Raw genomic sequence first — 24,902 nt, 5'->3', positions numbered from 1 at the left:
TGGCCGGAGCGCAAATCTGCATTTTTTGGGTCGCAAATCAAGTTAATCGGGGTTATTGGTTGGGTGGGGGCGGGTTTATACAGATTGTTGGTTCGTCTCAAATATTATTTGTAAAACCCGCCCCTACCGAAGAATCAAGGGTACTCAACACGATATTAATCAAAAACCCGGTTTCTGGGCCTTGCGTAAACTTTTTTTACATTTGAGTTAAGTGGCGATTTATTTGAGAGTATTAAAAGGTATCCATTTTTCTTGTGCAAGCGAGAGGGTGGAGAAGGGACAGGCACTTCCGAGTGCAGCGTGGCGGCTCCTGGAACAACAATGCGGTCAATTGCCGTAGTGCCAATCGTAACAGGAATTCGGCGGGCAATCGTAACTCGAACATCGGTTTTCGCGTAGCTCTGGCTTCTGCGTAGTCTCCGGTTTTTGGTTCTGTGCTGTAGTCTCCCGCGAGCACTCTTCGCTATCAGAACTAGCAGATGGGAATTTGTTAGGCGTGTATGAAGAGTCCAGACCTGTTCCCGTGATGAAAGCAATTTTATCCAAATATAAAACCGAATCGGGGAGCTTGGTAGGAATTCCGAACAGTTTCCCGATTTACAAGTTTTTTGATTTACAATTATTAAAATACCCGGCGGTTGAAACCGCGGCTACACAGACAAAACCCGCCTGCGCGGGTTAGGATTTTCATGAATGAATTGCCGATTCCCGATTTACAATTATTAAAATACCCGGCGGTTGAAACCGCGGCTACACAGACAAAACCCGCCTGCGCGGGTTAGGATTTTCATGAATGAATTGCCGATTCCCGATTTACAATTATTAAAATACCCGGCGGTTGAAACCGCGGCTACACAGACAAAACCCGCCTGCGCGGGTTAGGATTTTCATGAATCAATTGCCGATTCCCGATTTACAATTATTAAAATACCCGGCGGTTGAAACCGCGGCTACACAGACAAAACCCGCCTGCGCGGGTTAAGATTTTCATGAATCAATTGCCGATTCCCGATTTACAATTATTAAAATACCCGGCGGTTGAAACCGCGGCTACACAGACAAAACCCGCCTGCGCGGGTTAGGATTTTCATGAATCAATTGCCGATTCCCGATTTACAATTATTAAAATACCCGGCGGTTGAAACCGCGGCTACACAGACAAAACCCGCCTGCGCGGGTTAGGATTTTCATGAATGAATTGCCGATTCCCGATTTACAATTATTAAAATACCCGGCGGTTGAAACCGCGGCTACACAGACAAAACCCGCCTGCGCGGGTTAGGATTTTCATGAATCAATTGCCGATTCCCGATTTACAATTATTAAAATACCCGGCGGTTGAAACCGCGGCTACACAGACAAAACCCGCCTGCGCGGGTTAAGATTTTCATGAATGAATTGCCGATTCCCGATTTACAATTATTAAAATACCCGGCGGTTGAAACCGCGGCTACACAGACAAAACCCGCCTGCGCGGGTTAAGATTTTCATGAATCAATTGCCGATTATTCAAAAAACCTATGACTTGATTAAATGGTATGTTCCCATTTTAAACAGACTGCCAAGAGATTACAAGTTTACCCTAGGCAATAGAATTATTGAGGGAATGTACGATTTTCTAGAAGGCTTAATTATCGCCCGTTATGCCTCGGACAAACTATCCCTGTTGACAACCTTAAATGCTAAACTAGATATCTTGCGCCATCAAACTAGATTGCTAGTAGATTTTGATGTCATGTCAACAGAACGTTACGAATATGTCGGAAAATTATTCAATGAAATCGGCGCGGAACTTGGCGGCTGGATTAAACAGCAGCGACAAAAGAAATAACATTAAAAATAATGGTACAAATTTTAGATCCCCCTAAATCCCCCTTAAAAAGGGGGACTTTGAGAAGAACCCCTAAATCCCTCTTAAAAAAATGCCACAAATCTTAGATCCCCCTAAATCCCCCTTAAAAAGGGGGACTTTGAGAAGAACCCCTAAATCCCTCTTAAAAAAATGCCACAAATCTTAGATCCCCCTAAATCCCCCTTAAAAAGGGGGACTTTGAGAAGAACCCCTAAATCCCTCTTAAAAAAATGCCACAAATCTTAGATCCCCCTAAATCCCCCTTAAAAAGGGGGACTTTGAGAAGAACCCCTAAATCCCTCTTAAAAAAATGCCACAAATCTTAGATCCCCCTAAATCCCCCTTAAAAAGGGGGACTTTGAGAAGAACCCCTAAATCCCTCTTAAAAAAATGCCACAAATCTTAGATCCCCCTAAATCCCCCTTAAAAAGGGGGACTTTGAGAAGAACCCCTAAATCCCTCTTAAAAAAATGCCACAAATCTTAGATCCCCCTAAATCCCCCTTAAAAAGGGGGACTTTGAGAAGAACCCCTAAATCCCTCTTAAAAAAATGCCACAAATCTTAGATCCCCCTAAATCCCCCTTAAAAAGGGGGACTTTGAGAAGAACCCCTAAATCCCTCTTAAAAAAATGCCACAAATCTTAGATCCCCCTAAATCCCCCTTAAAAAGGGGGACTTTGAGAAGAACCCCTAAATCCCTCTTAAAAAAATGCCACAAATCTTAGATCCCCCTAAATCCCCCTTAAAAAGGGGGACTTTGAGAAGAACCCCTAAATCCCTCTTAAAAAAATGCCACAAATCTTAGATCCCCCTAAATCCCCCTTAAAAAGGGGGACTTTGAGAAGAACCCCTAAATCTCGTTTTTAAGGGGGACTTTGAGAAGATTCTTGTCCCCCCCTTATTAAGGGGGGCTAGGGGGGATCTAGCATTTGCAGCAAACATTAAAGCAATTGATATAAAGCCATGAAACGTTACGGTAATCTTTGGCAGGAAATTGTAGATTTTGGCAACTTGCTGTCCGCGGCCAAGCTAGCACAGAAAGGTAAAAGATTTCGCTACAATGTCCTTGCTTTCAATTATAACCTAGAACGAGAACTGTTTAAACTGAAAGAAGAATTAGAATCAAAAACTTATCGACCAGGCCCTTATAAAACATTTGAAATTGTCGAACCAAAGCGGCGGATGATATCGGCCGCACCTTATGGAGATAGAGTGGTTCACCATGCTTTGTGCAATATAGTAGTTCCCATTTTTGAACGCAGTTTCATTCACGATTCCTACGCCAACCGCATCGGTTTTGGAACTCACCGCGCTTTAAGGAGATTCACGAATTTTGCCCGTTCTAGTCGCTACATTCTCCAGTGTGATATCAAAAAATATTTCCCTAGTATTGACCATGAAATTTTAAAGTTATTGGTGCGACATAAAATTAAATGTCCTGATACATTGTGGTTGATTGACACAATTATCGATAATAGCAACCCGCAGCAATCTGTGGTAGAATATTTCCCCGGAGATGATTTACTATCGCCCCTATCGAGACGTAGGGGTTTACCAATCGGCAATTTATCGAGTCAGTTTTTTGCTAATGTTTATCTAAATGGCTTTGACCATTTTGTTCTCGAACAGCTAAAAATTTCTAAATATGTCCGTTATGTGGATGATTTTGCCTTGTTTAGTGATGACCGTTTGCTACTGCAAGATGCTAGATTGGCAGTAGAGGAATATTTGGTTAAGTTACGGGTGAAAATTCATCCGATTAAAAGTCAGTTATTTGAGACAAAGCAGGGAGCAACTTTTGTGGGGTTTCGGGTGTTTCCCGACACTATCCGTGTGAGACAAGAAAGTTTGCGTAGGGGCCGTCGTCGGTTGAGGCGCTTGCAAAGAGAGTACGCGAATGGTGAAATAGAGTTAGTACAATTTGCTCGATCGCTTCAAAGTTGGGTGGCGCATTTGCAACATGGCGACACTTGGAATTTGAGACAAACAATGTCGATTTGTGGGATCAAAAATCAGGTTTGAAGCAAATATTTGGAAAAAAATCCGATTTCTGAATTTTCGCACGAGGACTAATTCCCAATTCCCAATTACCAATTACCAATTACCAATTACCAATTACCAATTACCAATTCCCAATTCCCAATTACCAATTACCAATTCCCAAACTATAATATAATTTTACACTTTTTTCATATAAGTTGTGCAAGAAGACTTCCGACTGATCGTTGACTTAGTTCTAGTTCTCGCTGCTGCCGCAGCAGGAGGACTGTTCGCATCGCTTTTGCGACAGCCGGTAATTCTCGGCTATCTCCTGGGAGGGATAGTGGTTGGGCCGGCAGGTTTAGGGCTGATTAAAGAATTAATTCAGGTAGAGACTCTGGCTGAATTCGGTGTTGCTTTTTTGTTATTTGCGCTGGGAGTTGAATTTTCCTTTGCTGAACTCCAGAAAGTTAAAGCAATTAGTCTTGGCGGTGGGACTTTACAAATTGTCCTAACCATCGCCATTACTACTTTCACTTCCTTGGCTGTAGGCTGGGTAGAATCACCAGCCCAAGGTGTGTTTCTGGGAGCAATTCTGTCCCTCTCCTCGACAGCAGTGGTACTGAAGTGCTTGATGGAACGGAATGAAGCGGGTACTTACCACGGTCAAGTAATGCTGGGAATATTGGTAGTTCAAGATTTAGCCTTGGGACTAATGCTAGCAGTTTTGCCGGCGCTCAACCAGCCTATAGAAACTATTGGGATCACTGTGGGCCTGGCTTTGCTGCGAATTAGTTTATTTGCTGCAGGCGCTGTGGTTGCGGGCATTTGGGTGATTCCTCGCTTGCTGCGCTACCTGGCTAAAACAGAGAGTCGAGAACTGTTTTTGTTGGGAGTTGTGGTTTTGGCTTTGGGGATTGCGCTGCTGACTGAATATTTGGGTTTTTCCATTGAAATGGGAGCTTTTGTGGCGGGTTTAATGATTTCTGAGGTGGAATATGCTGACCAAACTCTAACTTATGTCGAGCCTTTGCGAGATATTTTTGCATCCCTATTTTTTGTGACCATCGGAATGTTAATTGACCCGTTGTTTCTCTGGAGCCATCTAGAGTTAATTCTGGGACTGGTATTTTTAGTCTTTGTCGGGAAATTCTCGATCGTAACGCCGATCGTCCGACTGTTTGGCTATCCACTAAAAACAGCATTAATCGCTGGTTTGGGTTTGGCTCAAATTGGAGAATTTTCCTTTGTGCTTGCTAGTTCTGGTCAAGCATTGGGACTGGTTTCACGAAATGTTTACCTATTAATTTTGGGAACCACAGCAGTTACCTTGGTGCTGACACCGTTCGTATTGAGAAGCGTGCCACAGTTGTTGAAGTGGGCGGAAAAATTTGGGCCTTTGCAGCGCTATTTTGATGCCACATCTCAACCTGTGGAAATAGCTGAGATTTTGCCGGAACAAAATCATATTGTGATTTGTGGGTACGGGGGAGTTGGTAGAAATTTAGTCAAAATGCTGCAAAGTCGCAACTGTTCGGTGGTGGTAATTGATGAGTCGGAAAGCAGAATTCAAGAGTGTAGACTCCAGGGAATTCCTTATATTTATGGTAATGCTGCTAGCTTGCACGTATTGAAAGCTGCGGGGGTGGAACGGGCAAAAGCAATGGCGGTGACGCTTCCCGATCCGATGAGCACTCGTTTGTGTCTGAAACGTGCTTTGGAATTAGTGCCTGATTTAGATATTGTGGTGCGAGCAAACAAAGATAAAGATATCGAATTGCTTTATCAACTTGGGGCTTGGGAAGTTGTGCAGCCGGAGTTTGAGGCTAGTTTGGAGCTTTCTTCGCATTTGTTGGCTGGTATTGGTTTGTCAGGTATTGCTATTGGCCGGGAAGTCCAGCAAATTCGCAGCAGTCGCTATCTGGAATTCCGACCTTCACGGGGAAATGCTGCTATTTCGCGGGATTTGCAAGTGGCGGTTCGGGATATGAACAGTGGTTGGTACAACCTCCCGGAAGGTTCTCCTATCGCTAGCATGACTCTGGAGGAAACTAATTTGCGGCAGTTGACAGGGGTCAGTGTGATGGCGATCGTCCGTCAAGATGGGGAAGAAATTGACTATCCTAATGGTAAGACTGCTTTGGAGTCTGGCGATCGCCTTTTGGTAGTTGGCGAACCGGAAGAACTTGTGAGTTTTGAGTTGCTGGCGAAGGGGGAAGCTGCTGTGCCGCAGGGCGATAGTTCTTGTCAGTGGCTGAGATTGCCAGCAAACAGTCCTTGGGTGGGGAAAAAACTCTCTGAGGTGGAGTTGCTGACTCAGTACGGGCTGGAGGTACGGGCCATCCGACGGGAAGGGAAATTTAGTCGGTGGCCGGATGGAAGTACGGATTTGCAAGTGGGCGATCGTTTGTTGTTGTGCGGAGGCTTCTATGAAATCGGCTTGATGCAGCGAAGTGCTGCACCTGTGGTGCAGCCACCTGTGGTCAAACTGCCTTTTGTCACCGCCCAAGTTAGCGAAAAGCTGTTTAGTGATTAGGGAATTGGGAATTGGGAATTGGGAATTGGGAATTGGGAATTGGGAATTGGGAATGGGGAATTGGGAATTGGGAATTGGGAATTGGGAATTGGGATAATTCTCCCCCTCTTCCCCTCTCCCCCTCCCCCCATCTCCCACTCCCCCCATCTCCCACTCCCCCCATCTCTCCTCCTCCTCTCACCCGCTGGACTTGATATAAGCAATGGCTTGTCGGGAAACTAGAATTTGTTTTTCTGAGTCATCAAGGACGCAAATACAGTTATTGTCTTGCCAAAATATTTTACCCACTAGCAGGTCGTTGGTCACGAGTTTTAGTTCTATCTGTTGTTTGTCTTTGATGTAGTTTTGTATTAGGCGAACGCTGGGCAATCCGGTCTCAAATTCAGACATACTAGGAAATGGGTTATTTGGTCATTAGTCATTAGTTATTAGTCAAAGGACAAATGACTAATTACTTTAGAAGTCTATCAAGTAATCAGTTTTAACCAAAAGGGGTTTTATGCCGATCGAGTTTGCGAAGTATCATGGACTGGGTAATGATTTTATTCTGATTGACAACCGCCAGTCCTCAGAACCTGTGGTGACACCAGAACAAGCTGTGGTATTGTGCGATCGACATTTCGGGATCGGTGCAGATGGTGTGATCTTTGCTCTCCCTGGGCAAAATGGCACTGACTATACGATGCGGATTTTTAACTCCGATGGTTCGGAACCTGAAATGTGTGGTAATGGGATTCGCTGTTTGGCTAAGTTTATCGCCGATTTGGAAGGAGTGGAAATTTACCCCCCCCAACCCCCCCTTACTAAGGGGGGGAGTGAATCTCAATCTGGTCTTAGTCAGGGGGGGAGTGAATCTCAATCTGGTCTTAGTCAGGGGGGGAGTGAATCTCAATCTGGTCTTAGTCAGGGGGGGAGTGAATCTCAATCTGGTCTTAGTCAGGGGGGGAGTGAATCTAAGACGCAGTACCGGATTCATACGGGTGCTGGTGTGATTAGCCCGGAATTGCGATCGGACGGTCAGGTTAAGGTGGATATGGGAGTTCCTCGGCTGCTGGCTGCGGAAATTCCGACAAGTTTGGCGGCACCGGATGCCAAAGTGATAGATGTGCCGATCGCAGTTGCTGCTCAATCTTGGTCTGTTACTTGTGTCAGTATGGGTAATCCTCATTGCATTACTTTTGTGGATGATGTTTCGGCTGTTAGTTTGGAAACTGTTGGCCCTCAATTTGAACACCACCCAGCATTCCCACAACGTACAAATACGGAATTTATTCAAGTGATACATTCAGATTATGTAAAAATGCGGGTGTGGGAAAGGGGCGCAGGTGTTACTCTAGCTTGTGGAACTGGTGCTTGTGCTGCTGTGGTGGCTGGGGTATTGACTGGTAAGTGCGATCGGACTACTTCTGTTGAACTCCCAGGTGGCGTTTTGCAAATTGAATGGTCAGAAGTCTCTGGGCGGATTTACATGACTGGGCCGGCACAGCGAGTATTTACTGGCTTGAGTAGTCTATAGTCTGTTAACAGTTATAGCAACCGCCAAGGTGGTTAAGGCATTTATGTCATAGTTCCCTGAGCGTAGTCGAAGGGCTCAGGATAAACGCAGTCGTTGGGTTCAATAACCAAAGCGCCTTGGCGACTGCTATAACAGACAACAGACTATAGACTACGCTCAGGGTACTGCAAAAGTCAACAGTTAACTGTTCAATAATCTCAATTGTAAAATTAATTAGGTGAGCGTGCATGGCTGGAGGTATTTATCTGATTCAGGATGACGACAGGCTGCTGGAAATGATGGAACAGCCCTATGATTCAGAAGATCAGTTACAAGACTTGCTTGTAACTTATCCTAATCTGATTGCTGGAGACCAAATAGATCGGGCTACAGCGCGGAAGTGGTTGTTGATTTCGCGGGAAGTTTTAGTGCCTAGTGATGAGGAAACAGCCGTGCAGTGGTCTCTGGATCATTTATTTATCGACCAAAATGCAGTGCCTACTTTGGTGGATGTCAGGCGCACTCCTAATGCTGCTCTCCGACAACAAGTTTTGGGTCAGTCGATCGACTATGCTGCTAATGCCGTAGTTTATTGGCCCATAGATTCAATCATTGCTTTTTTTGAAGCTAATTGTCGCGATCGGGGTCGCGATCCAGAACAGATTTTTGAGGAATTTCTCGGTGCGGATGCCAATGAAGATCTGTTTTGGCAGAAGGTGAAAACTAATTTACAAGCTGGTAAAATCCGTTTGGTTTTTGTAGCTGAGGAGATTTCTGCTGAAATGCGCCGGGTGGTGGAATTTCTCAACGAACAAATGGACCCGGTTGAAGTTTTTGCCCTGGAAATTAAGCAATATGTAAGTGAAGATGGTCTCAGAACTTTGGTTCCGAGAATTATCGGTCAGACAGCAGAAGCACAGCAGAAAAAATCGAGTGCAACGCGGGAAAGAAGACGCTGGGATGAATCGTCATTTTTTGCAGAACTGAAAGCGAGACGGGGCGCAGAAGAGGCGCAAATGGCAAAAGAGATTTATGTTTGGGTGAAAAATCAAGCACCGGAAATGGATATTCAGTGGGGCACGGGGGACACCTATGGAGGCTTTGCGGCTCACTTACATCTAAAGGGAAAAAAACCCTATCAGTTGTTTACGGTTAATATTGCTGGAAAAATGGAGATTTTGGCTCACAATTACGGTTCGCAGTGGCCGTTTAATCTGGAGGAAAACTGGCTGGAACTGAGGAACAAGTTTAGTTCGATTGGACTGTCGCTACCGACAGAACCTGGGGAGGTGCGATCGCCTAGTCTGGCTTTGTTTACTTTACAAGATGAATCAGACCTCAAGCAAGTTATCGAAATTTTTGATTGGGTGGTTGCAGAAATTAAAAGAGCGTAGTTATTGGGAATTGGGATAGGGCGAAGCGAATCTCCGCCCAATTCCAAATAACCAATAACTAATATCGAATGTTTGCTTCTTTCATGCGACGCAGGGCTTCTCCCAGCCGATCGCAATCTGCAATCAAACTAATTCTCACATATCCTTCGCCACCAGGTCCAAAAGCATGGCCAGGAGTCACTACAACACCAGTTTGCTGCAAAACATTCAGCGCAAAATCAGTCGAACTCATGCCGCGAGTACAAGGAACCCAAAGATACATAGCAGCCAGAGGTTTAGGAATATTCCACCCTAATTCAGCTAATCCTGCAACCATAAAATCCCGGCGAGTGCTGTAACGATTCTGCACTTCTTGCAAGTAACTATCCGGCAATTGCAGTGCGGTTTCTGCCGCTGTTTGCAAGGCGGAAAATATACCGTAATCTAGGTTAGTTTTTAAGGTCCGTAAACCTTGGATAATCTTGCTATTTCCTACCACAAAACCGACTCGCCAACCAGCCATATTGTAGGTTTTTGACATCGTGTGAAATTCGACACCGATTTCTTTGCCGCCGGGAATTTCTAATAAACTTGTCGGTTGATAGCCGTCAAAGGCTAATTCGGCATAACATAAGTCATGAACTAACAATATTTGATGTTTGTGCGCGAAGGCCACAACGTCTTTGAAAAATTCGCGGGGTGCAGTTGCTCCAGTCGGATTACTGGGATAATTGAAATAGAGTATTTTGGCTTGTTGGGCTACGCTATCGGGAATGTCGGCTAAGTCAATTACCCAGTTGTTTTCTGGTTTGAGGATGATGTTGTGAACTTTTGCGCCGGCGATAATCGGGCCGCGAAATAATACGGGATAAGCAGGACTTGGTACTAATATTACATCCCCTGGATTGATGTAAGTCATCGCAAAGTGCGCTAAACCTTCTTTGGAACCCAATAAAGGTAATGCTTCGCTTTCTGGATCTAGTTCAACGTTGTAGCGGCGGCTGTACCATTTGGTAATGGTACGGCGAAAACTTGTTGTTCCTTCAAAGGGTGGATAGCCATGATTTGCTGGATTTTGGATGGCTGCGACGGCGGCATCTACTACTGGCTGGGGAGTCGCACCGTCTGGGTTTCCCATTCCCAAGTCTATTAAGTCTAGTCCTTGTTCGCGGGCACGGGCTTTGAGTTCGTCGAGACGGGCAAATACATAGGGTGGCAGTGTTTGCAATCTGTCAGCAGGGCTAATCCAATCCAAGGTCATTAGTTTGTTATCAGTTGTTAGTGTTAGTTGTTTTTGGTCAAAACTGTACTATTTAAAAGTTTAGTCGATCGAGGACTATAATCCTGACTACTAACCCTTGTCATTTTTCTGGGTTGGTAGTCAGGACTTTAGTCCTCAAAGGTTTACTCGATCGAGGACTAAAGTCTTGACTTTTGAAGGCTGTTAATTCTTGACTTTTAATTCTCCCACAGGTGCGGTGGTAGAAACCATCGCTGCCATTAATTGTTCGGGAACTACTTTGAACGGTAGTCTGTGGATGTCGGAGTTGGGATTGCAAGCTATTTCGGCGGAGCGCTGCAATTCTGTTAGGCTAATGTCTCCAAGTCCTAGACTGTCTAAAGTTTGGGGTAATCCAATCTCGCCGTAGAATTTTAACAGTTGCTGTCTGGCTGTGGCCGCCAGTTGATTGTTTTGCAGCATTTCTTCTAGTCGCAGTTGGACTAAAATGCCGTAGGCAACTTTTTCGCCGTGCAATGTTCCGTGACTTGCTAATAGATGAGTTAGGCCGTTGTGGACGGCGTGGGCGGCGACGGTGCGACATTGAGCACCCCCTATGCCGCCAATTACTCCTGCTAATAATACAACGGCATCTGTCACTTCTTGCCAGGTTTCGCTACCGGGTTCTTGGAGGGCGATCGCCGATTTTTGAAATAGGATATCTCGCAATATTCTAGCTTGTTGAACTGCCGAAACGATCATGGTTTGTTCGGAGTGTCCGCTGCTGACTGAGGCTTCGTACCATTTGGCGATCGCATCTCCAATTCCTGCTACTAATGTCCGCTGGGGGGCGGTTTGAATCAAGTCGTAGTCTAGTATCAGTAAATCTGGACATCTGGCTAATGTAACATCGTATTGGAAGGCACCTTGTTCTGAATAGATGTTAGAAAGGGCTGTCCAAGCGGCGCAGGTGGCTGCGGAGGTGGGAATTGTGGCGATCGGGATTTGGCACTGATAGGCTAGGAGTTTGGCTGCATCTAAGGCCTTGCCGCCACCAACCCCGATGATGAAATCGGCTTCATGGGTGGCGGCTGCTTCACGGAGGTTTGCCAAACTCATTTCGCTGCAATCTGTACCGTAGGCTATTTCAGCAAACTGTAGGGGCGGTGGATGGTGCGTGCCCGCCCGTGCCCCCGTGCCCGCCCGTGCCCCCGTGTCCGCCTCAGCGCCTTGGAGGATTGGTTGCAGGAAAGGTTTGGCGATGGCTAGGGAGTTGCTACCGCCGACGATGAGGGGGCGTTTTCCGAGACGGGCGATCGCCTCTCGCGATCGGGCTAGGGCATTTTGACCCCGCAATACACAAGCGGGGGCAATTGTCAAGGATAATAGTGATGTGTCGGTTTTGGTTGAGGTAGAGGTTTGAGTCATTGAGCTGGGAGCGTAGTGACGAGTTGTGGAATTAGTGGACTTATAGGATAACTCTAACAAGGCTTTGGCAACGGTCGTGGTTTTCTCAAGTTTTTGTTAAGTATTGTGCGGGGTTGGAAGATGGGAAAGGGGATTTGAGGAGAGCCAAACATTTCAGAACTAATCACAACCGCAGGACGTGTTTTCTGAATTTCTTGTCAGGAGGGTTGGATCGAGTTGTACCAGCCAAATCTCTCCTCGTTTTGGGTTAGCAGTCATACTCAGCCTCCCAGTCTTCGCCATCGAGTACGGAAAACTCGGTTAATTCAAGATCGGTCAAAAAATCTTCGGCTGTAGCAGGTATAAATGGTGCTAGTATTTTATGGCGTTCTGCTATTGGCAGGCTAGCAATTTCTCTAAGTGATAGCTTGAGAGTAGGTGCGGTTGCTGACGAACTGTTAGACTCAGAACTTTCGCTGGGTAACTGCTTTTTCTGTGACGCTTTTTGCACGAGGAATTGTGCAAAGTCGAGCACTTCTTGTTGTTTTTCCGTTGGCAACTGTCGCAGATTCTCTAACACTGCTTGCTCAAAATTAATTGTTTCTGCCATTTGAATTACCTTCCTTAAGTGTTTCTAGGTTTATTTCTCACGCAGTCAAGTTTTGTAGAACCATACTTGCAAATCGCGCCATAATTTTCATCTTTCCCTGTTACTTCACCCATCACACCGCCAAATCTTAATCCTCCCATCAAAACTGCCACTAACCAGAGTGTTTCCATCCGGGCTAAAACTGACCGAATTAACCTTGGCTGAATGCCCTGTGAGAGTGCGAATTTCCTCTCCGGTTTTCAGATTCCAAAGCTTGATAGTGTTGTCTCCACTACCACTAGCAAGAATTTGTCCATCCGGGCTGATGGCGACAGAATTAACATAGTCTGAATGCCTAGGGAGAGTGCGAATTTCCTGGCCAGTTTTCAGATTCCAAAGCTTGAGAGTATGGTCATAACTGCCACTAGCAATAGTTTGTCCATCCGGGCTGATTGTAACAGAAGAAACCGAGGATGAATGCCCTCTAAGACTGCAAATTGTGTGCCCATTTTTTAGATTCCACAGTTGAATAGTTTTGTCTCCACTACCACTAGCAATAGTTTGTCCATCCGGGCTGATGGCGACAGAATTAACCGAGGATGAATGCCTAGGGAGAGTGCGAATTTCCTGCCCGTTTTTCAGATTCCACAGTTTGATAGTATGGTCTTGACTGCCACTAGCAAGAGTTTCTCCGTCTGGACTAAAAGCAAGAGACCTAATTAAAGATGAGTGACCCTGTATGGTTCTAAATTCTTGTCCAGTTTCCAGATTCCATAGCTTAATTTGTCTGTCATAACTTCCACTAGCTAAAATTTTTCCATTCGGGTTAATAGCAACGCAATAAACCGCAACTGAATGCCCTGAGAAATTACGAATCAGCTCTCCTGTATGGAGATTCCAAAGTTGGCTGAAATTGGCACTGCTGTAGGTACTAGCAAAAGTCTTGCCATCGGGACTAATAACTACGCAATCAACAGATGACATACCTACGCCATTAAGAGTTTTTACACATTTGAAGGAGTAAGCTTTTCTAATGATTTTTTCTTGTATTTGTTGTTTAAGTTGTGCTTCAGCTTTGGCTGCTTCTTCTATTTGTTGTTTGCGTTGTGCTTCAGCTTTGGCAGATGCTTGAGATAGACGTTCCGCTTCTACTTGCTCAATCAGCTTTTTCAACTCCTCTTCATACTGTTCTCCCTGTCGCCGCTGAATATCCTGAAGAATATCAAAATAAGGTTTCACCCATTCTTCTGCCAACCCATCTTCAGCCAATTCATCCTTTAAATTAAACAACAGAGGTTCATAGCAGGGGTCAATATTCAGATAATACAAATCTGCTAAAAATCCCGCCAGCAACTTGTGAATCGCCACAATCAACTGCCGAATCATACGGAGGGCTTTTTTCTCACTTATCCCAGATGCTAAAAGTGCATCTTTTGCCTCTTCCCAGTCAAAAACTTTGGTAGAAAACAGGGACACTTCCTGATTATTGAGGAATCCCCAAAAGCCGACGCGAAAAGTTACCGCATAATCGCTGATATCGCTATATAAAATTGTAGTCGGAACCGGAGATAAAATTCGCTGCAAGCGTTCCACATCAATATCACCAATCGACTCAGTGAAATAGTCGCTATAAAACTTAACCGGGCGTAAGACATCCTGTTGAGGATAATGCTGTCTGAGAAAATCTCCCACACTTCTCATCTCAATTGGCAAATCTTCACAGAAAGTTTCCGGGCATCGCTTGCTAATTTTGGGCGGTGATAGTAAGATTAAGAGGCGATGTTGCTGCTGAAGTAAAATTTGCTTAGTTTCCTCTCGATTCAACTTAGAAAACCAAGTATCTTTATCCCAAATTGTTTGAATTTCAGTCAGCTTTACCTGAATATCCTTTGCTTGCAATTCCCGCATCAAATCCCGCTGCAAGGCTGACAGCTTCAGTCTATCTTGCTGTTGCTGTTCCTGCAACTCAATGCGACGTGCCGTTTGTGCTATTGTCAGCTTTAACAATTCGTTATCTCTGGCATCTTTCGCTTTCGCGTATTCCAGCATTTCTTGGGAATAACGCTGTTTTGCTTGCTCTATCTCAGTCGAATCAGATGAATTATTGGGAGAGGGAATCAGGATATTTCGGTACTTTTGAGAGTTATTGCCGAAGGCTTCTCCTAGTTTGTAGCCGATGTTTCTAGCGATGGGTGAGAGCACTTCCAATATGTAGGGCGCGATGGCGAGGATTGCTTTTGCGAACATAAATGTGGGTGAGGATGCGGTTATTAATAGTGTAGCAGGATGTTGGAAAGTATAATTCGGATGGCTGCCAGATATTCTGCACTGGTTGCTTTTTAGATTGAATTTCAGCATTGATAGCCTAGACGCAGAAACCGGGTTTTTTACGGACATACTGTATTTGAAGCTTGAATACTGGTGAAAAACCCGGTTTCTTGGGTATTTATGCGTCCAGGACTAATTAAACTACCTCTAATACCAATTTTTTATGATGCTGCATAGAATCTGATCCCCCCTAGCCCCCCTTAATAAGGGGGGGACAAGATTCTTCTCTTTCGTCCCCCTTCTTAAGGGGGATGCGAGGGGGATCGAGATCTGTGCAACTTCACATTAAATTGGTATAAACGTGCGATAATCTAAAATCTAAAAGCTAAAATCTAAAATCGAATGACTGAACAGCCAACTGCAACCTACCGCACCGAAAGCGACTCGATGGGAGACAAACAAATCCCATCAAATGTCTATTATGGCATCCAAACTCTGCGGGCTATCGAAAATTTTCCGATTAGCGGGATTCAGCCTTTATCGACTTATGTTGATGCTTGTGTTTTAATTAAGAAAGCTACGGCGATCGCCAATGGTGAACTAGGCTGCATTCCGCAAGATATCAGTCAAGCCATTGTCCAAGCAGCCGACGAAATCCTAGCCGGTAAATTGCGCGATCAATTTGTAGTTGATGTCTATCAAGCTGGGGCAGGAACTTCTCACCACATGAATGTTAATGAAGTTCTTTCTAATCGCGCTTTGGAAATTATGGGTGATGAAAAAGGCAACTACAAGCGCGTTAGTCCGAACGATCATGTAAACTATGGACAATCGACCAATGATGTGATTCCGACGGCGATTCGGATTGGCGGATTGTTGGCGCTGGAAAAAACTTTGTTGCCGGCTTTGTCGAAGGCCATAGCCGCCCTAGAAAGCAAAGCCACAGAATTTCAAGATATTGTAAAATCCGGCCGCACTCATATGCAAGATGCAGTGCCTGTGCGACTCGGTGAAACCTTCGGCGCTTGGGCTCAAATTCTCAGAGAACATACCTTGAGAATTCAAACTGCATCGGGGGATTTGACATCCTTGGGATTGGGTGGCAGTGCGGTGGGTACTGGCTTAAATACTCATCCTGAATATTGTCAAAAAGTTGCTGAAATTCTCTCGACATTAATTGATAAACCTCTGAAACCAGCGACACATTTAATGGCGGCTATGCAGAGTATGTCGCCGTTTGTAAATGTGTCTGGTTCACTGCGAAATCTGGCTCAAGATTGCGTTAAAATGTCCCATGACTTGCGTTTGATGGACTCAGGACCGAAAACGGGTTTGAAAGAAATTCAACTGCCTCCGGTGCAACCTGGTTCGTCAATTATGCCGGGAAAATACAATCCTGTGATGGCGGAAATGACTTCGATGGTTTGTTTTCAAGTCATGGGTTATGATAGTGCGATCGCCCTTTGTGCCCAAGCAGGACAATTGGAGTTGAACGTGATGATGCCCCTGATCGCCTACAATCTGATTCATAGCATCGAAATTTTGGGCAATACGATTAGTGCTCTGAGTACCAAATGTCTGGCAAAAATTGAAGCTAAGGGCGATCGATGTCTCGCTTATGCTGAAGGTAGTCTCGCCCTCGTTACCGCCCTCAACACCCACATCGGTTATCTCAACGCCGCCGCTGTCGCCAAAGAATCCCTAGAAACTGGCAAATCTTTGCGGCAAATTGTGCTAGAACGCGGTTTAATGAGTGCAGAAGACTTGGCAAAAGTTCTAGACTTAGAGAAAATGAGTGCGATGCCCACATATTCTGCTAAGTAAGTTCAACTTAAAACACCGAATCCTCAGATCCCCAACTTTTTTAATAAGTCGGGGATCTAACAGCAGAAATTCCACCTTACGTTATTCTTTGATAGTGTCAAGTTTCGGAGCAACATTTATTATGCGCGCAGGTTCTTTTAGTAAGTTAGTCCCTGATAGAGAGAATACAACCCAAGTTACCTTTCATTATGTGGAAGGTCAGGCAGAAACGTTTACAATTCCTATGCCTGCACGGGATTTTCAAGAGGAAGTAGTGAATTTATTAAACCAACCTTGGTTGACTTTTCATTTAAATGACCAAACGGTTTTTATCTGTACATCCAGAGTGGTGAAAGTGGAAATAAAACCTGCAATTCCTGAACTTCTAGGTCAAGGCATATTCCCTAATTCCCAGCGAGTTACTACCATGCAGCGTGGATCTGCTGGCAGATTGCCAATGGATACATAATTTAAATAGCCAACAACAAACAACTAATAACATTATGCCTGCCGTTAGTTTAATTAGAGCTAATTCCTACGATCGCCAAATCTTGCAAAAATCCTTAGAAAGCTTGATAGCACCCTTGGGAGGAATGTCAGCTTTTGTCAAAAAGGGCGATCGTGTTCTCCTCAAACCCAATCTCCTCACAGGTTCTCGCCCCACCAAAGAATGCGTCACCCGTCCAGAATTGGTTTATTGTGTGGCAAAAATGGTAATAGAAGCGGGTGGAAAACCGTTTTTAGGTGACAGCCCAGCCTTTGGGAGTGCGATGGGTGTTGCCAAAGCCAACGGCTATTTGCCATTGCTAGAAGAACTGAATTTGCCAGTAGTAGAATTTCATGGAAAACGTTACGAAACTGTCAACGATGACTTCAATCATCTCCGGCTGTGCAAGGAAGCCATGGAAGCAGATGTGGTAATTAATTTGCCCAAATTGAAATCTCACGTCCAATTAACCGTCACCATGGGTGTGAAAAACTTGTTCGGCTGTGTTCCTGGTAAAATGAAGGCTTGGTGGCACATGGAAGCTGGTAAAGATAGTGCTAGATTTGGTGAAATGCTGGTAGAAACTGCACGCACGATTAACCCAAATTTGACTATTCTCGATGGGATTATTGGTCACGAAGGTAACGGGCCCAGTGGCGGCGAACCTAAGTTTTTGGGAATTTTGGGCGCATCAAGTGATGTGTTTGCTTTGGATAGAACAATTGTTGAAATTATTAATGCTAATCCCGCTAGTGTTCCGACTGTGGTGGCGGCGATGAAGTTGGGGCTTTGCTCGAATTTAGAGGCTATTGATTTTCCGCTGTTGCAGCCGGAAAGTCTCAAGGTGTGGGATTGGAAGTTGCCGGAAAATATGATGCCGATCGACTTTGGTATGCCTCGTGTGGTCAAGTCGGCGTTCAAACACCTTTATATCAGGTTTATTAAAGAAAGGTTCAGCATCCGGGCTTCCGATTAGCTCTCGGAAAAGGAATCGGTAAAATTTTCTGTTGTTATGCCTTGTGCTTCGCCCTGTTAATTGTGAAGAAATATGACGCATATGTTAGAAAATAAAATATATTTTATGTTAAGCTTTAATAAGCCAGTTCTAAATCCTATGGTTTAAACTATTTGTATCACTGTATCGAGACTTCGTGAATGAGTCGTGGTGTTTTGCCACCTGGCAGCAATGGGAGATAATATCTAGGTATAAATACTTCTAATTGCGGTCAATTGGAACTAGAGTTAGTGGGAAGTTGCACTAATCTTTATAATTTAGCGCTCAATTATAAAGACTCAGTAAAGATAAAAAAAGTATATTGACAATTATACTTATCTTGCATGATAATCCCCACATATCAACTAAATCCGGCTTGAATAACCCCTTTATTTATTAGTCAATAGAATCCGAGCGAAAGCTGGTATGTTAGCGGTTTTAACCGCCTAGCCTTCGAGGGTTCATCGAACCCAATTCCATCGGAAACATGGCTGTTATTAAATGTAAAAGATTTAATCCAGTTGCTTTATCCATCTGTCGGTATTACAAAGCTCTGAAACAGTTTCAGAAACCCTTCTCGTATCAGGGATGGAAACCTAAATTCGGTTGATATCTTTTATGGGTATGGATGTTTTTTTCAATTCCACCAAGGATTGATTACTAGATCGACAATAAAAAATCACAACTAAGGAATATCTAGCATATGCCTACTAACAACAACCTGACAATCCTACAACCTCTACAAGCAAAACTATTGCCAGATGGTAAGGTTTTACTCACCCGTAAACTAATAGAAGCGATCGTTGAATTAAGTAATTATTGGGATGGTTCCATTACTGTGATGATGGAAGAATCCCAATTCGAGAACGGCAATATCGATCAAAAAGTGTTCAAGATTAATGAACTACCTTTTAATTTAGAGGTGATTTCTTTCGATGGAATTACGCCAGCTTTACTGAAAAAACACCACAGTTCTGTAGTATTAGCAGTGCCGGGATACCGACAGAACCATATTGCTCAAGTCTGTAAGTTAGCGGGAGTGCCGTGTATTTATGTTTCTGAATACACTTTGAAAACTCGCAACCAAATTGCGAGTGTAACTACAAGTAATCCGATGATGCGCTTGCGGAAAATGCTGTGGGAATACAATCAGGAAAAAAAGCAGTGCAAGGCGATCGTCATGGCAGATGGCTTGCAATGCAACGGCACTCCTACCTACGAAGCATACAAGCATATCAATCGCAATCCACTGTTTTTCTTTGACACGCGGATTAGCGAGGATATGTTAGCCACAGAGGCGGAAATTGAAAAACGCACTGCAAACAGCTTGCAAGATAGGCCTCTACGTTTGTTGTTTTCAGGTCGCCTGGTTAAAATGAAAGGAGCCGATCATTTACTTTTGGTTGCTCAAGAACTGAAGCAAATGAAAGTTAACTTTGAACTGTTCATCAGCGGTTCTGGCGATTTAGAAAAGACGATGCAAAAGACCATCGCAGCTAATCAACTTCAGAACTTGGTGAAAATGCTCGGCGTACCAGACTTTAAAACAGAGTTTTTCCCCTTTGTGAAGCAGAATATTGATTTGTTTGTTTGCTGTCACCGTCAGGGCGATCCTTCCTGTACTTACATAGAAACTATGTCTTGTGGAGTGCCGATTGTGGGCTATGCTAACGAAGCATTCGAGGGAATTTCTGCCATGTCCGAAACCGGATGGGTTGTACCAATGAATCAACCTAAAATGATGGCGCAGAAAATTGCACAACTGAGCCAGCAGCGGGAAGCAATTAAGTCTATGTCGTTCAAGTCTCTTCATTTTGCTCAAAAGCATACTTTTGAGAAGACTTTTAAAGCTCGCGTAGAACATATGCAGCAGGTGATTGCCCAATCAAAGCAGCCTGAAGAAGCTACCGAAAGTCGATTATCTGAAGAGGCAAATCCGATTTTTGCGTAATAAATATTCAATTCAGCGATTTACCCTGATTACCCCCTTTATTCTGTGGCGATTGAAACCGCTATTACTACCATTAAGTCGGCTTTGGCAGACTTAAGATCTAAAGGGGGTATTTGAGGTGACTACTGTTTGCACTTCCATGGGATTTGATTTTGGTTACATCAAATCCTCTCTTCATCATCCTGTATTAAACTCTCTCTTCTCTTCCTTCGCGTCCTTTGCGCCTTCGTGGTTAAATCATTCCGATACAACCGGAATTGATCGATTTATCTTTAATAAGCACCCTGACAAATTTACAGTCAAAAGTCAAACAAATTAGTTATTATCTCGACTTTTTACTTTTTACTTCGGAAAACCCACAATTTCCAACCACCTGTGAACATTTAACCGTACAATACTTCTGTTAGAGGTGGCGTAGCATCTTTAGGATCGAACTGTTTTAATTTCAAGGCTTGTAGTAAAAACAGCCAGATATAAAGTGGATTCAACAAAACATACCGCTGCCAAAGACGCCCTGGTTCCATGACAAGTCGAAACAGCCATTCTAAACCTAACTTACCTAAAAACTCAGGAGATTTAGCCAAATTTCCTGAATGAAAATCGTAAGCAGCACCTACAGCAATCAGAGGCATTGATAATTCATCGCGATATTCGTAGGCCCAAACTTCTTGTCTGGGACACCCCAAACCTACAAAAGTAATTGCTGCACCGCTAGCGCGAATTTCCTGAGCGATGCGATGTTTTTCTTCCGTAGTAGTCTGCCTGAATTTAGAAGGCTGCATTCCCGCAATAATTAACTTGGGAAAACGCTGGCAAAGATTTTGAGATAAAGCCTCAAGCACACAAGGTTTAGAGCCGTATAAATAGATAGACAACCCTTCTGCGGCGGCACTTTCGCAGATTTCTAACATCGCATTCGGCCCGCAAACGCGATCGGGCAATTCTGTATTATAGAGCAAATTTAATGCCCATCTGACTGGTTGTCCATCTGGCAATACTAAGTCGATGTGATTGAGGCGATAGCGGTGAGTGCTGTCAAGGACTCCTGTCATTACGCCGTGCACCGCTAAAGCCGAAACCGACATTGGTTGGCCGGCGCGGGCTGCGCCAATAATTTTGCTAACTGCGGCTTTATAATCAACCGCATTTACTAAGATTCCCAGAACATTCTTTTTACCCTTGTCAATCATTTGGCACCTCTTTAAGCCAACGGTCGTGGTTACATTCATAAATTTCCTGAAGAATTTGTTTGACGTTATATTTCATTTTCCAATCTGGGTAGTGACTCTCGAATTTTCCATTGTCACTAATCCACCATATATGATCGCCTATGCGATTACTTTCAGCATAGGTCCAATTGAATTTGCGATCGGCAATTGTCTCGCACATTTCGATAGCTTCTAGCATAGAACAATTGCTGTACCTGCCACCTCCTGTGTTGTAAACCTGTGCGCTTCTGGGAGCTTTGAAAAATTCATAAAATGCTGAAATTAAATCTGCGCTATGAATGTTGTCGCGGACTTGCTTACCTTTGTATCCGAAAACGGTGTAGGGAGTTCCTGTCACCGCGCATTTCATTAAGTAGGCCAGGAAGCCGTGCAATTGAGCTCCTGAATGATTCGGGCCTGTCAGACAGCCTCCCCGAAAACAAGCCGTGTTCATATTAAAATAGCGGCCGTATTCTTGAACTAAAATGTCGGCAGCTACTTTGGATGCACCAAACAAACTGTGCAAACATTGGTCGATGGACATATCTTCCCGAATTCCCCCTTCGTAAGTATGACCCGGTGCAATTTCCCACCTGTGTTCTAATTCTACTAAAGGCAATTTGTTTGGTGTATCGCCGTATACTTTGTTGGTAGAAGTGAAAATGAAAACGGCTTTGGGACAGTACAAACGAGTTGCTTCTAAAAGATTTATCGTGCCGTTGGCATTGACTGTAAAATCTATTTTAGGAGCACGGGCTGCCCAATCGTGGCTCGGCTGGGCTGCGGTGTGAATTACTAATTCGATCGACTCGCCGTACCGCTGAAAGATATTGGTAATTGCTTCATAGTCGCGAATGTCAATATCTAAGTGGTAATACTTAGTCCCCAAGGATTGTTCTAGCTGTTGGCGGTTCCAATTTGTAGAACCATCTGCACCAAAAAAGAACTGGCGCATATTATTGTCAATGCCGACTATATCCAAGCCTTGTTTAGCAAAGAATTTACAGGCTTCAGAACCAATTAAACCCGCAGAACCCGTAATAATTGCAACGCTCAATTTTTATCCTCCTCACAAATATTGTTTGATATTTTGGCGATCGAATACATCAGAAGTTATCCTGATTTTCGATCGAGTAGATCTTGGCACAATTGGGCAAAAAATTTACCTTTAACATCCCAATCATATACTTCTTTGACGCGCTTTCTACCTGCTTCACCCAAACGCGATCGCCCTAAAGGATCTTTGCCTAAACACACTATAGCTTCTGCTAAACCTTCCACAGCGCGATCGGGGTCTGTAGCCGGAACTTTAATGCCCGTTTCAGCAGTGACCTGAGTAGCAGGACCACCCAAATCCAAACAAATCACCGGACGACCTATCCCCATCATTTCCGTGCAGACAAAACCCCCAGAATCGTGCAAACTAGGGTGAAGGAGAACGTGAGATTCCCCCATTTTAGAAAGAGTTTCACCACGAGGTAGAGAACCCCAAAAATGAACCTGGTTTTTGATTCCCAATTCTGTTGCCAAGGTTTCCAAACGCTGCCTTTCTGGACCATCTCCCACAATCCAGTATTCCGATTGTTCCAGCTTTGCCTCCGCAAATGCACGGAGTCCCAAGTGCACTCCTTTCCAGTGTAAGAGACGACCGACACTGATGAATCTAATGGGTTGTTCCGGGGGAGTTGGGAATTGTGCTAGTGCTTGAATTTCCGGCTGCGACAAACCGACTTGCGAGAAAATTTTCACATTTTTTGCTTTCAGAAATCGGAGTCTTGCAGCCGTTTCTTCGGTAGTTGCTAACGCGACAACACTGCGACGCGCCGTCAGCCCTACAAACGGATCGCGTTCCCCCAATCTTTGAGCCCATTCCCGGAGAGTTTCGTAAATTTTGCCCCGGCGGCTAAAATCTTGCCAAAAAGGCTTTGGTGCTGCTTCTGCACCCCCCACAGGCCCCCAAATGAAAGGGTGCGGTAGTAATGCCAGGAAGCTGGGAGACCAATGTTTCACATAAGTTACGTGCTGTACTATGTCAAAACCGATCGCGCGATCGAGTTTCCGAGCGATAAAATAAGCCCAGATTTGCCACAAATAGTAATGAAGTTGCAGCAATCCTTGTTTCCCCTTCCAATCTTCGCTCCACCCAAAGGGGTCGAAATAAATAAAATGTAAATTGGGGACTGGATTGCGTTCTAATTCTGCCTCTATGTACGATCGACAAAAGGTGCGAGTAAATACCCAAGTCTCGTGATATTTAGCAACTTGGAGCACAGTATTCCATCCGACTCCCTCTTCAGAGCCGAGATTTGGTTCGCAAGCAAAAGCAGATAATAGAACTTTCATTGGGAATTGGGAATTGGGAATTGGGAATTGGGCATTGGGCATTGGGCATTGGGCATTGGAGGCAGAGCTTAGAAGGTTATTGGTAACAACTGTCAACTGTCAACCCTTCGACCCTTCGACCCTTCGACTCCGCTCAGGGCGACGCTCCGCTCAGGGCGACGCTCCGCGGTTCAGTCAGCGGAGTCGAAGGGCAGGGCGGCGCTGTCAACTGTCAACTGACTTCATTAAAAAAGATATAACTTCGACATAACCTTTAGCCGCAGTTTCAGGATTTTTTTGAGCAATTAGCTGTCGGGAGCGCTCCCCCATCGACTCAATCAAATCAGGATTATCTAGAAAAACTTGCATTTTTTCTGCTAAATCCTGAGCCTGACTAGGGTCGAAAACATAACCGTTTTCCCCTGACACAATCAATTCGCAGGAAGCAGCACCATTTGAACACAATACTGGTTTCCCAAACACCATAGCTTCTGGTACAACCATTCCCCAGACATCCTCAAAAGTAGGAAATACAAAAACATCAGCTTGGTCAAAGTAAGTTCCCAAACTTCCGTAATCTACCCATCCCACCCACTTTACTTGTTCGTAAAAATCTTGTTCTCTAATAAAACTTTCCAATTCCTCCTGCTGGTCTCCCTTGCCAACAATCAGTAAAGTATAATCAGAATATCCTTGTTTTTTGAGCAGAGCACAAGCTTCTAACAGCGTCTTAATTCCTTTTCTGGCGGTAATCCGCCCCACATATAAAAAAATCGGCTGCTTGAGGTCTAATTTTTTGACCTTAGTTGTGGACAAAGGTTTCAGCAGCGTTTCGGCATCTGGAACTAAATAAGTTCTGGTGAAAACTTCCGCTTCTGGTACATTCAGCGCTTCTACCAAATATCTTTTTCCTGCTTCGCTGTTAGAAACAAAAGCATCAGCAAACTTCGCTAATATGCGTCTGACAGATGTCCGAAAACTCGAATCTCGAAAATCTGTGTTCGGGGAACTACCATCATAAATAATGGCAATTCGCCACCGACAAACAGGTTTGAGAAGCACCACCAACACAGTCCACAAAGAAAAAGCTTGAGGAAAAACTACATGAGGTCTAAATTTGAGCAAATGACCGATGATACTGGGTGATACGGCGATGAAACCGCGATCGTACCCTGTTTCAATCTTTTCCGTTTCGACAAACTTAGTCTCGCCTACCAATACAATCGAAGATGCTCCTGGTAGCGTCGGATCGAATCCAGACCAAACACGACCAGTATAAAAAACTGTATTCTTAAATACTTTGGTAAATTCTCTCAATACTGGCTGCCAGTAAGCTCCCAATTCGACTTCCGGGACTAGCCAAGCGACGCGGATTTCATCCATGCGATTCACCTTTTAGTTGTAGGAGTAGAGCTGA

19 protein-coding genes are annotated in these 24,902 nt (G+C 44.4%); 10 read left to right on the top strand and 9 right to left on the bottom strand.

From position 1 onward, the window contains the following. The first annotated feature begins 254 nt into the window (after positions 1-254). The 4 genes from P2A85_RS21960 (at position 255) to P2A85_RS21945 (ending at position 6,369) form a co-directional block, all read left to right on the top strand. Positions 255-416: an SUMF1/EgtB/PvdO family nonheme iron enzyme gene (locus P2A85_RS21960; protein ID WP_377475505.1), complete on the top strand. Its 162-nt coding sequence runs from the start codon at positions 255-257 to the stop codon at positions 414-416. Between the two features lie 1,073 nt (positions 417-1,489). After that, positions 1,490-1,831, top strand: a complete 342-nt coding sequence (gene avd / locus P2A85_RS21955; protein ID WP_377475504.1) for a diversity-generating retroelement protein Avd — start codon at positions 1,490-1,492, stop codon at positions 1,829-1,831. A gap of 985 nt (positions 1,832-2,816) precedes the next feature. After that, positions 2,817-3,875, top strand: a complete 1,059-nt coding sequence (locus P2A85_RS21950; RefSeq protein ID WP_377475502.1) for a reverse transcriptase domain-containing protein — start codon at positions 2,817-2,819, stop codon at positions 3,873-3,875. 178 nt (positions 3,876-4,053) lie between these two features. Continuing rightward, a complete protein-coding gene (locus P2A85_RS21945; RefSeq protein ID WP_377475501.1) occupies positions 4,054-6,369 on the top strand; it encodes a cation:proton antiporter in 2,316 nt (771 codons plus the stop codon). A gap of 177 nt (positions 6,370-6,546) precedes the next feature. On the opposite strand, the gene P2A85_RS21940 is transcribed toward P2A85_RS21945, so the two are convergent. Beyond that, the gene (locus tag P2A85_RS21940) at positions 6,547-6,759 is read right to left on the bottom strand and encodes an RNA-binding protein hfq (RefSeq protein WP_377475500.1); all 213 of its coding nucleotides are present in this window, start codon (positions 6,757-6,759) and stop codon (positions 6,547-6,549) included. A gap of 109 nt (positions 6,760-6,868) precedes the next feature. Here P2A85_RS21940 and dapF point away from each other — a divergent pair, with 109 nt between their 5' ends. Both dapF and P2A85_RS21930 read left to right on the top strand, forming a co-directional pair. Then, entirely contained in the window at positions 6,869-7,885 is a 1,017-nt protein-coding gene (dapF, locus tag P2A85_RS21935; protein WP_377475499.1) for a diaminopimelate epimerase, read from the top strand. A 227-nt stretch (positions 7,886-8,112) separates the two neighbouring features. Further along, a complete protein-coding gene (locus tag P2A85_RS21930; RefSeq protein ID WP_377475498.1) occupies positions 8,113-9,258 on the top strand; it encodes a hypothetical protein in 1,146 nt (381 codons plus the stop codon). Between the two features lie 58 nt (positions 9,259-9,316). Here the strand turns inward: P2A85_RS21930 and P2A85_RS21925 are convergent, their stop codons facing one another. From P2A85_RS21925 to P2A85_RS21910, 4 genes are all read right to left on the bottom strand, one after another. After that, the gene (locus P2A85_RS21925; protein WP_377475496.1) at positions 9,317-10,498 is read right to left on the bottom strand and encodes an aspartate aminotransferase; all 1,182 of its coding nucleotides are present in this window, start codon (positions 10,496-10,498) and stop codon (positions 9,317-9,319) included. Between the two features lie 183 nt (positions 10,499-10,681). Beyond that, positions 10,682-11,884, bottom strand: coding sequence for an iron-containing alcohol dehydrogenase family protein (locus tag P2A85_RS21920; protein ID WP_377475495.1), 1,203 nt, complete (start codon positions 11,882-11,884; stop codon positions 10,682-10,684). Between the two features lie 247 nt (positions 11,885-12,131). Then, on the bottom strand, positions 12,132-12,473 hold the full coding sequence (locus P2A85_RS21915) for a DUF2281 domain-containing protein (protein ID WP_377475494.1): 342 nt from the start codon (positions 12,471-12,473) through the stop codon (positions 12,132-12,134). Positions 12,474-12,578: 105 nt separating this feature from the next. Next, entirely contained in the window at positions 12,579-14,699 is a 2,121-nt protein-coding gene (locus P2A85_RS21910) for a serine/threonine protein kinase (RefSeq protein ID WP_377475493.1), read from the bottom strand. 423 nt (positions 14,700-15,122) lie between these two features. Between P2A85_RS21910 and P2A85_RS21905 the strand changes: the two genes are divergently transcribed. The 4 genes from P2A85_RS21905 (at position 15,123) to P2A85_RS21890 (ending at position 19,955) form a co-directional block, all read left to right on the top strand. Next, on the top strand, positions 15,123-16,544 hold the full coding sequence (locus P2A85_RS21905) for an aspartate ammonia-lyase (RefSeq protein ID WP_377475492.1): 1,422 nt from the start codon (positions 15,123-15,125) through the stop codon (positions 16,542-16,544). 121 nt (positions 16,545-16,665) lie between these two features. Next, entirely contained in the window at positions 16,666-16,992 is a 327-nt protein-coding gene (locus P2A85_RS21900; protein WP_377475490.1) for a hypothetical protein, read from the top strand. Positions 16,993-17,026: 34 nt separating this feature from the next. After that, on the top strand, positions 17,027-17,986 hold the full coding sequence (locus tag P2A85_RS21895) for a DUF362 domain-containing protein (protein ID WP_377475489.1): 960 nt from the start codon (positions 17,027-17,029) through the stop codon (positions 17,984-17,986). Positions 17,987-18,707: 721 nt separating this feature from the next. Then, positions 18,708-19,955 carry a glycosyltransferase gene (locus P2A85_RS21890; protein ID WP_377475488.1) on the top strand — a complete coding sequence of 416 codons (1,248 nt, stop codon included), beginning with the start codon at positions 18,708-18,710 and terminating at the stop codon, positions 19,953-19,955. A 383-nt stretch (positions 19,956-20,338) separates the two neighbouring features. Here the strand turns inward: P2A85_RS21890 and P2A85_RS21885 are convergent, their stop codons facing one another. The 4 genes from P2A85_RS21885 to P2A85_RS21870 form a co-directional block, all read right to left on the bottom strand. Further along, the gene (locus P2A85_RS21885) at positions 20,339-21,145 is read right to left on the bottom strand and encodes a WecB/TagA/CpsF family glycosyltransferase (RefSeq protein WP_377475486.1); all 807 of its coding nucleotides are present in this window, start codon (positions 21,143-21,145) and stop codon (positions 20,339-20,341) included. Further along, positions 21,138-22,220, bottom strand: a complete 1,083-nt coding sequence (locus P2A85_RS21880; protein WP_377475485.1) for an NAD-dependent epimerase/dehydratase family protein — start codon at positions 22,218-22,220, stop codon at positions 21,138-21,140. The genes P2A85_RS21885 and P2A85_RS21880 overlap by 8 nt, the downstream gene beginning before the upstream one ends. A 56-nt stretch (positions 22,221-22,276) precedes the next feature. Continuing rightward, positions 22,277-23,506 carry a glycosyltransferase family 4 protein gene (locus P2A85_RS21875; protein WP_377475484.1) on the bottom strand — a complete coding sequence of 410 codons (1,230 nt, stop codon included), beginning with the start codon at positions 23,504-23,506 and terminating at the stop codon, positions 22,277-22,279. A gap of 204 nt (positions 23,507-23,710) precedes the next feature. Beyond that, entirely contained in the window at positions 23,711-24,868 is a 1,158-nt protein-coding gene (locus tag P2A85_RS21870) for a glycosyltransferase family 4 protein (RefSeq protein WP_377475482.1), read from the bottom strand. Positions 24,869-24,902 lie beyond the last annotated feature (34 nt).

The sequence above is a fragment of the Microcoleus anatoxicus genome, assembly GCF_042465725.1.
Lineage (GTDB): Bacteria > Cyanobacteriota > Cyanobacteriia > Cyanobacteriales > Microcoleaceae > Microcoleus > Microcoleus anatoxicus.
Note: the sequence above shows the minus strand (reverse complement) of the source record. Positions and strands in the feature narration are given on the sequence as shown.

Coding starts and splice junctions, on each gene's coding strand:
- avd (WP_377475504.1), top strand. CDS start 1,490: ATGAATCAATTGCCGATTATTCAAAAAACCTATGACTTGATTAAATGG.
- P2A85_RS21950 (WP_377475502.1), top strand. CDS start 2,817: ATGAAACGTTACGGTAATCTTTGGCAGGAAATTGTAGATTTTGGCAAC.
- P2A85_RS21940 (WP_377475500.1), bottom strand. CDS start 6,759: ATGTCTGAATTTGAGACCGGATTGCCCAGCGTTCGCCTAATACAAAAC.
- dapF (WP_377475499.1), top strand. CDS start 6,869: ATGCCGATCGAGTTTGCGAAGTATCATGGACTGGGTAATGATTTTATT.
- P2A85_RS21930 (WP_377475498.1), top strand. CDS start 8,113: ATGGCTGGAGGTATTTATCTGATTCAGGATGACGACAGGCTGCTGGAA.
- P2A85_RS21925 (WP_377475496.1), bottom strand. CDS start 10,498: ATGACCTTGGATTGGATTAGCCCTGCTGACAGATTGCAAACACTGCCA.
- P2A85_RS21920 (WP_377475495.1), bottom strand. CDS start 11,884: ATGACTCAAACCTCTACCTCAACCAAAACCGACACATCACTATTATCC.
- P2A85_RS21915 (WP_377475494.1), bottom strand. CDS start 12,473: ATGGCAGAAACAATTAATTTTGAGCAAGCAGTGTTAGAGAATCTGCGA.
- P2A85_RS21910 (WP_377475493.1), bottom strand. CDS start 14,699: ATGTTCGCAAAAGCAATCCTCGCCATCGCGCCCTACATATTGGAAGTG.
- P2A85_RS21905 (WP_377475492.1), top strand. CDS start 15,123: ATGACTGAACAGCCAACTGCAACCTACCGCACCGAAAGCGACTCGATG.
- P2A85_RS21900 (WP_377475490.1), top strand. CDS start 16,666: ATGCGCGCAGGTTCTTTTAGTAAGTTAGTCCCTGATAGAGAGAATACA.
- P2A85_RS21895 (WP_377475489.1), top strand. CDS start 17,027: ATGCCTGCCGTTAGTTTAATTAGAGCTAATTCCTACGATCGCCAAATC.
- P2A85_RS21890 (WP_377475488.1), top strand. CDS start 18,708: ATGCCTACTAACAACAACCTGACAATCCTACAACCTCTACAAGCAAAA.
- P2A85_RS21885 (WP_377475486.1), bottom strand. CDS start 21,145: ATGATTGACAAGGGTAAAAAGAATGTTCTGGGAATCTTAGTAAATGCG.
- P2A85_RS21875 (WP_377475484.1), bottom strand. CDS start 23,506: ATGAAAGTTCTATTATCTGCTTTTGCTTGCGAACCAAATCTCGGCTCT.
- P2A85_RS21870 (WP_377475482.1), bottom strand. CDS start 24,868: ATGGATGAAATCCGCGTCGCTTGGCTAGTCCCGGAAGTCGAATTGGGA.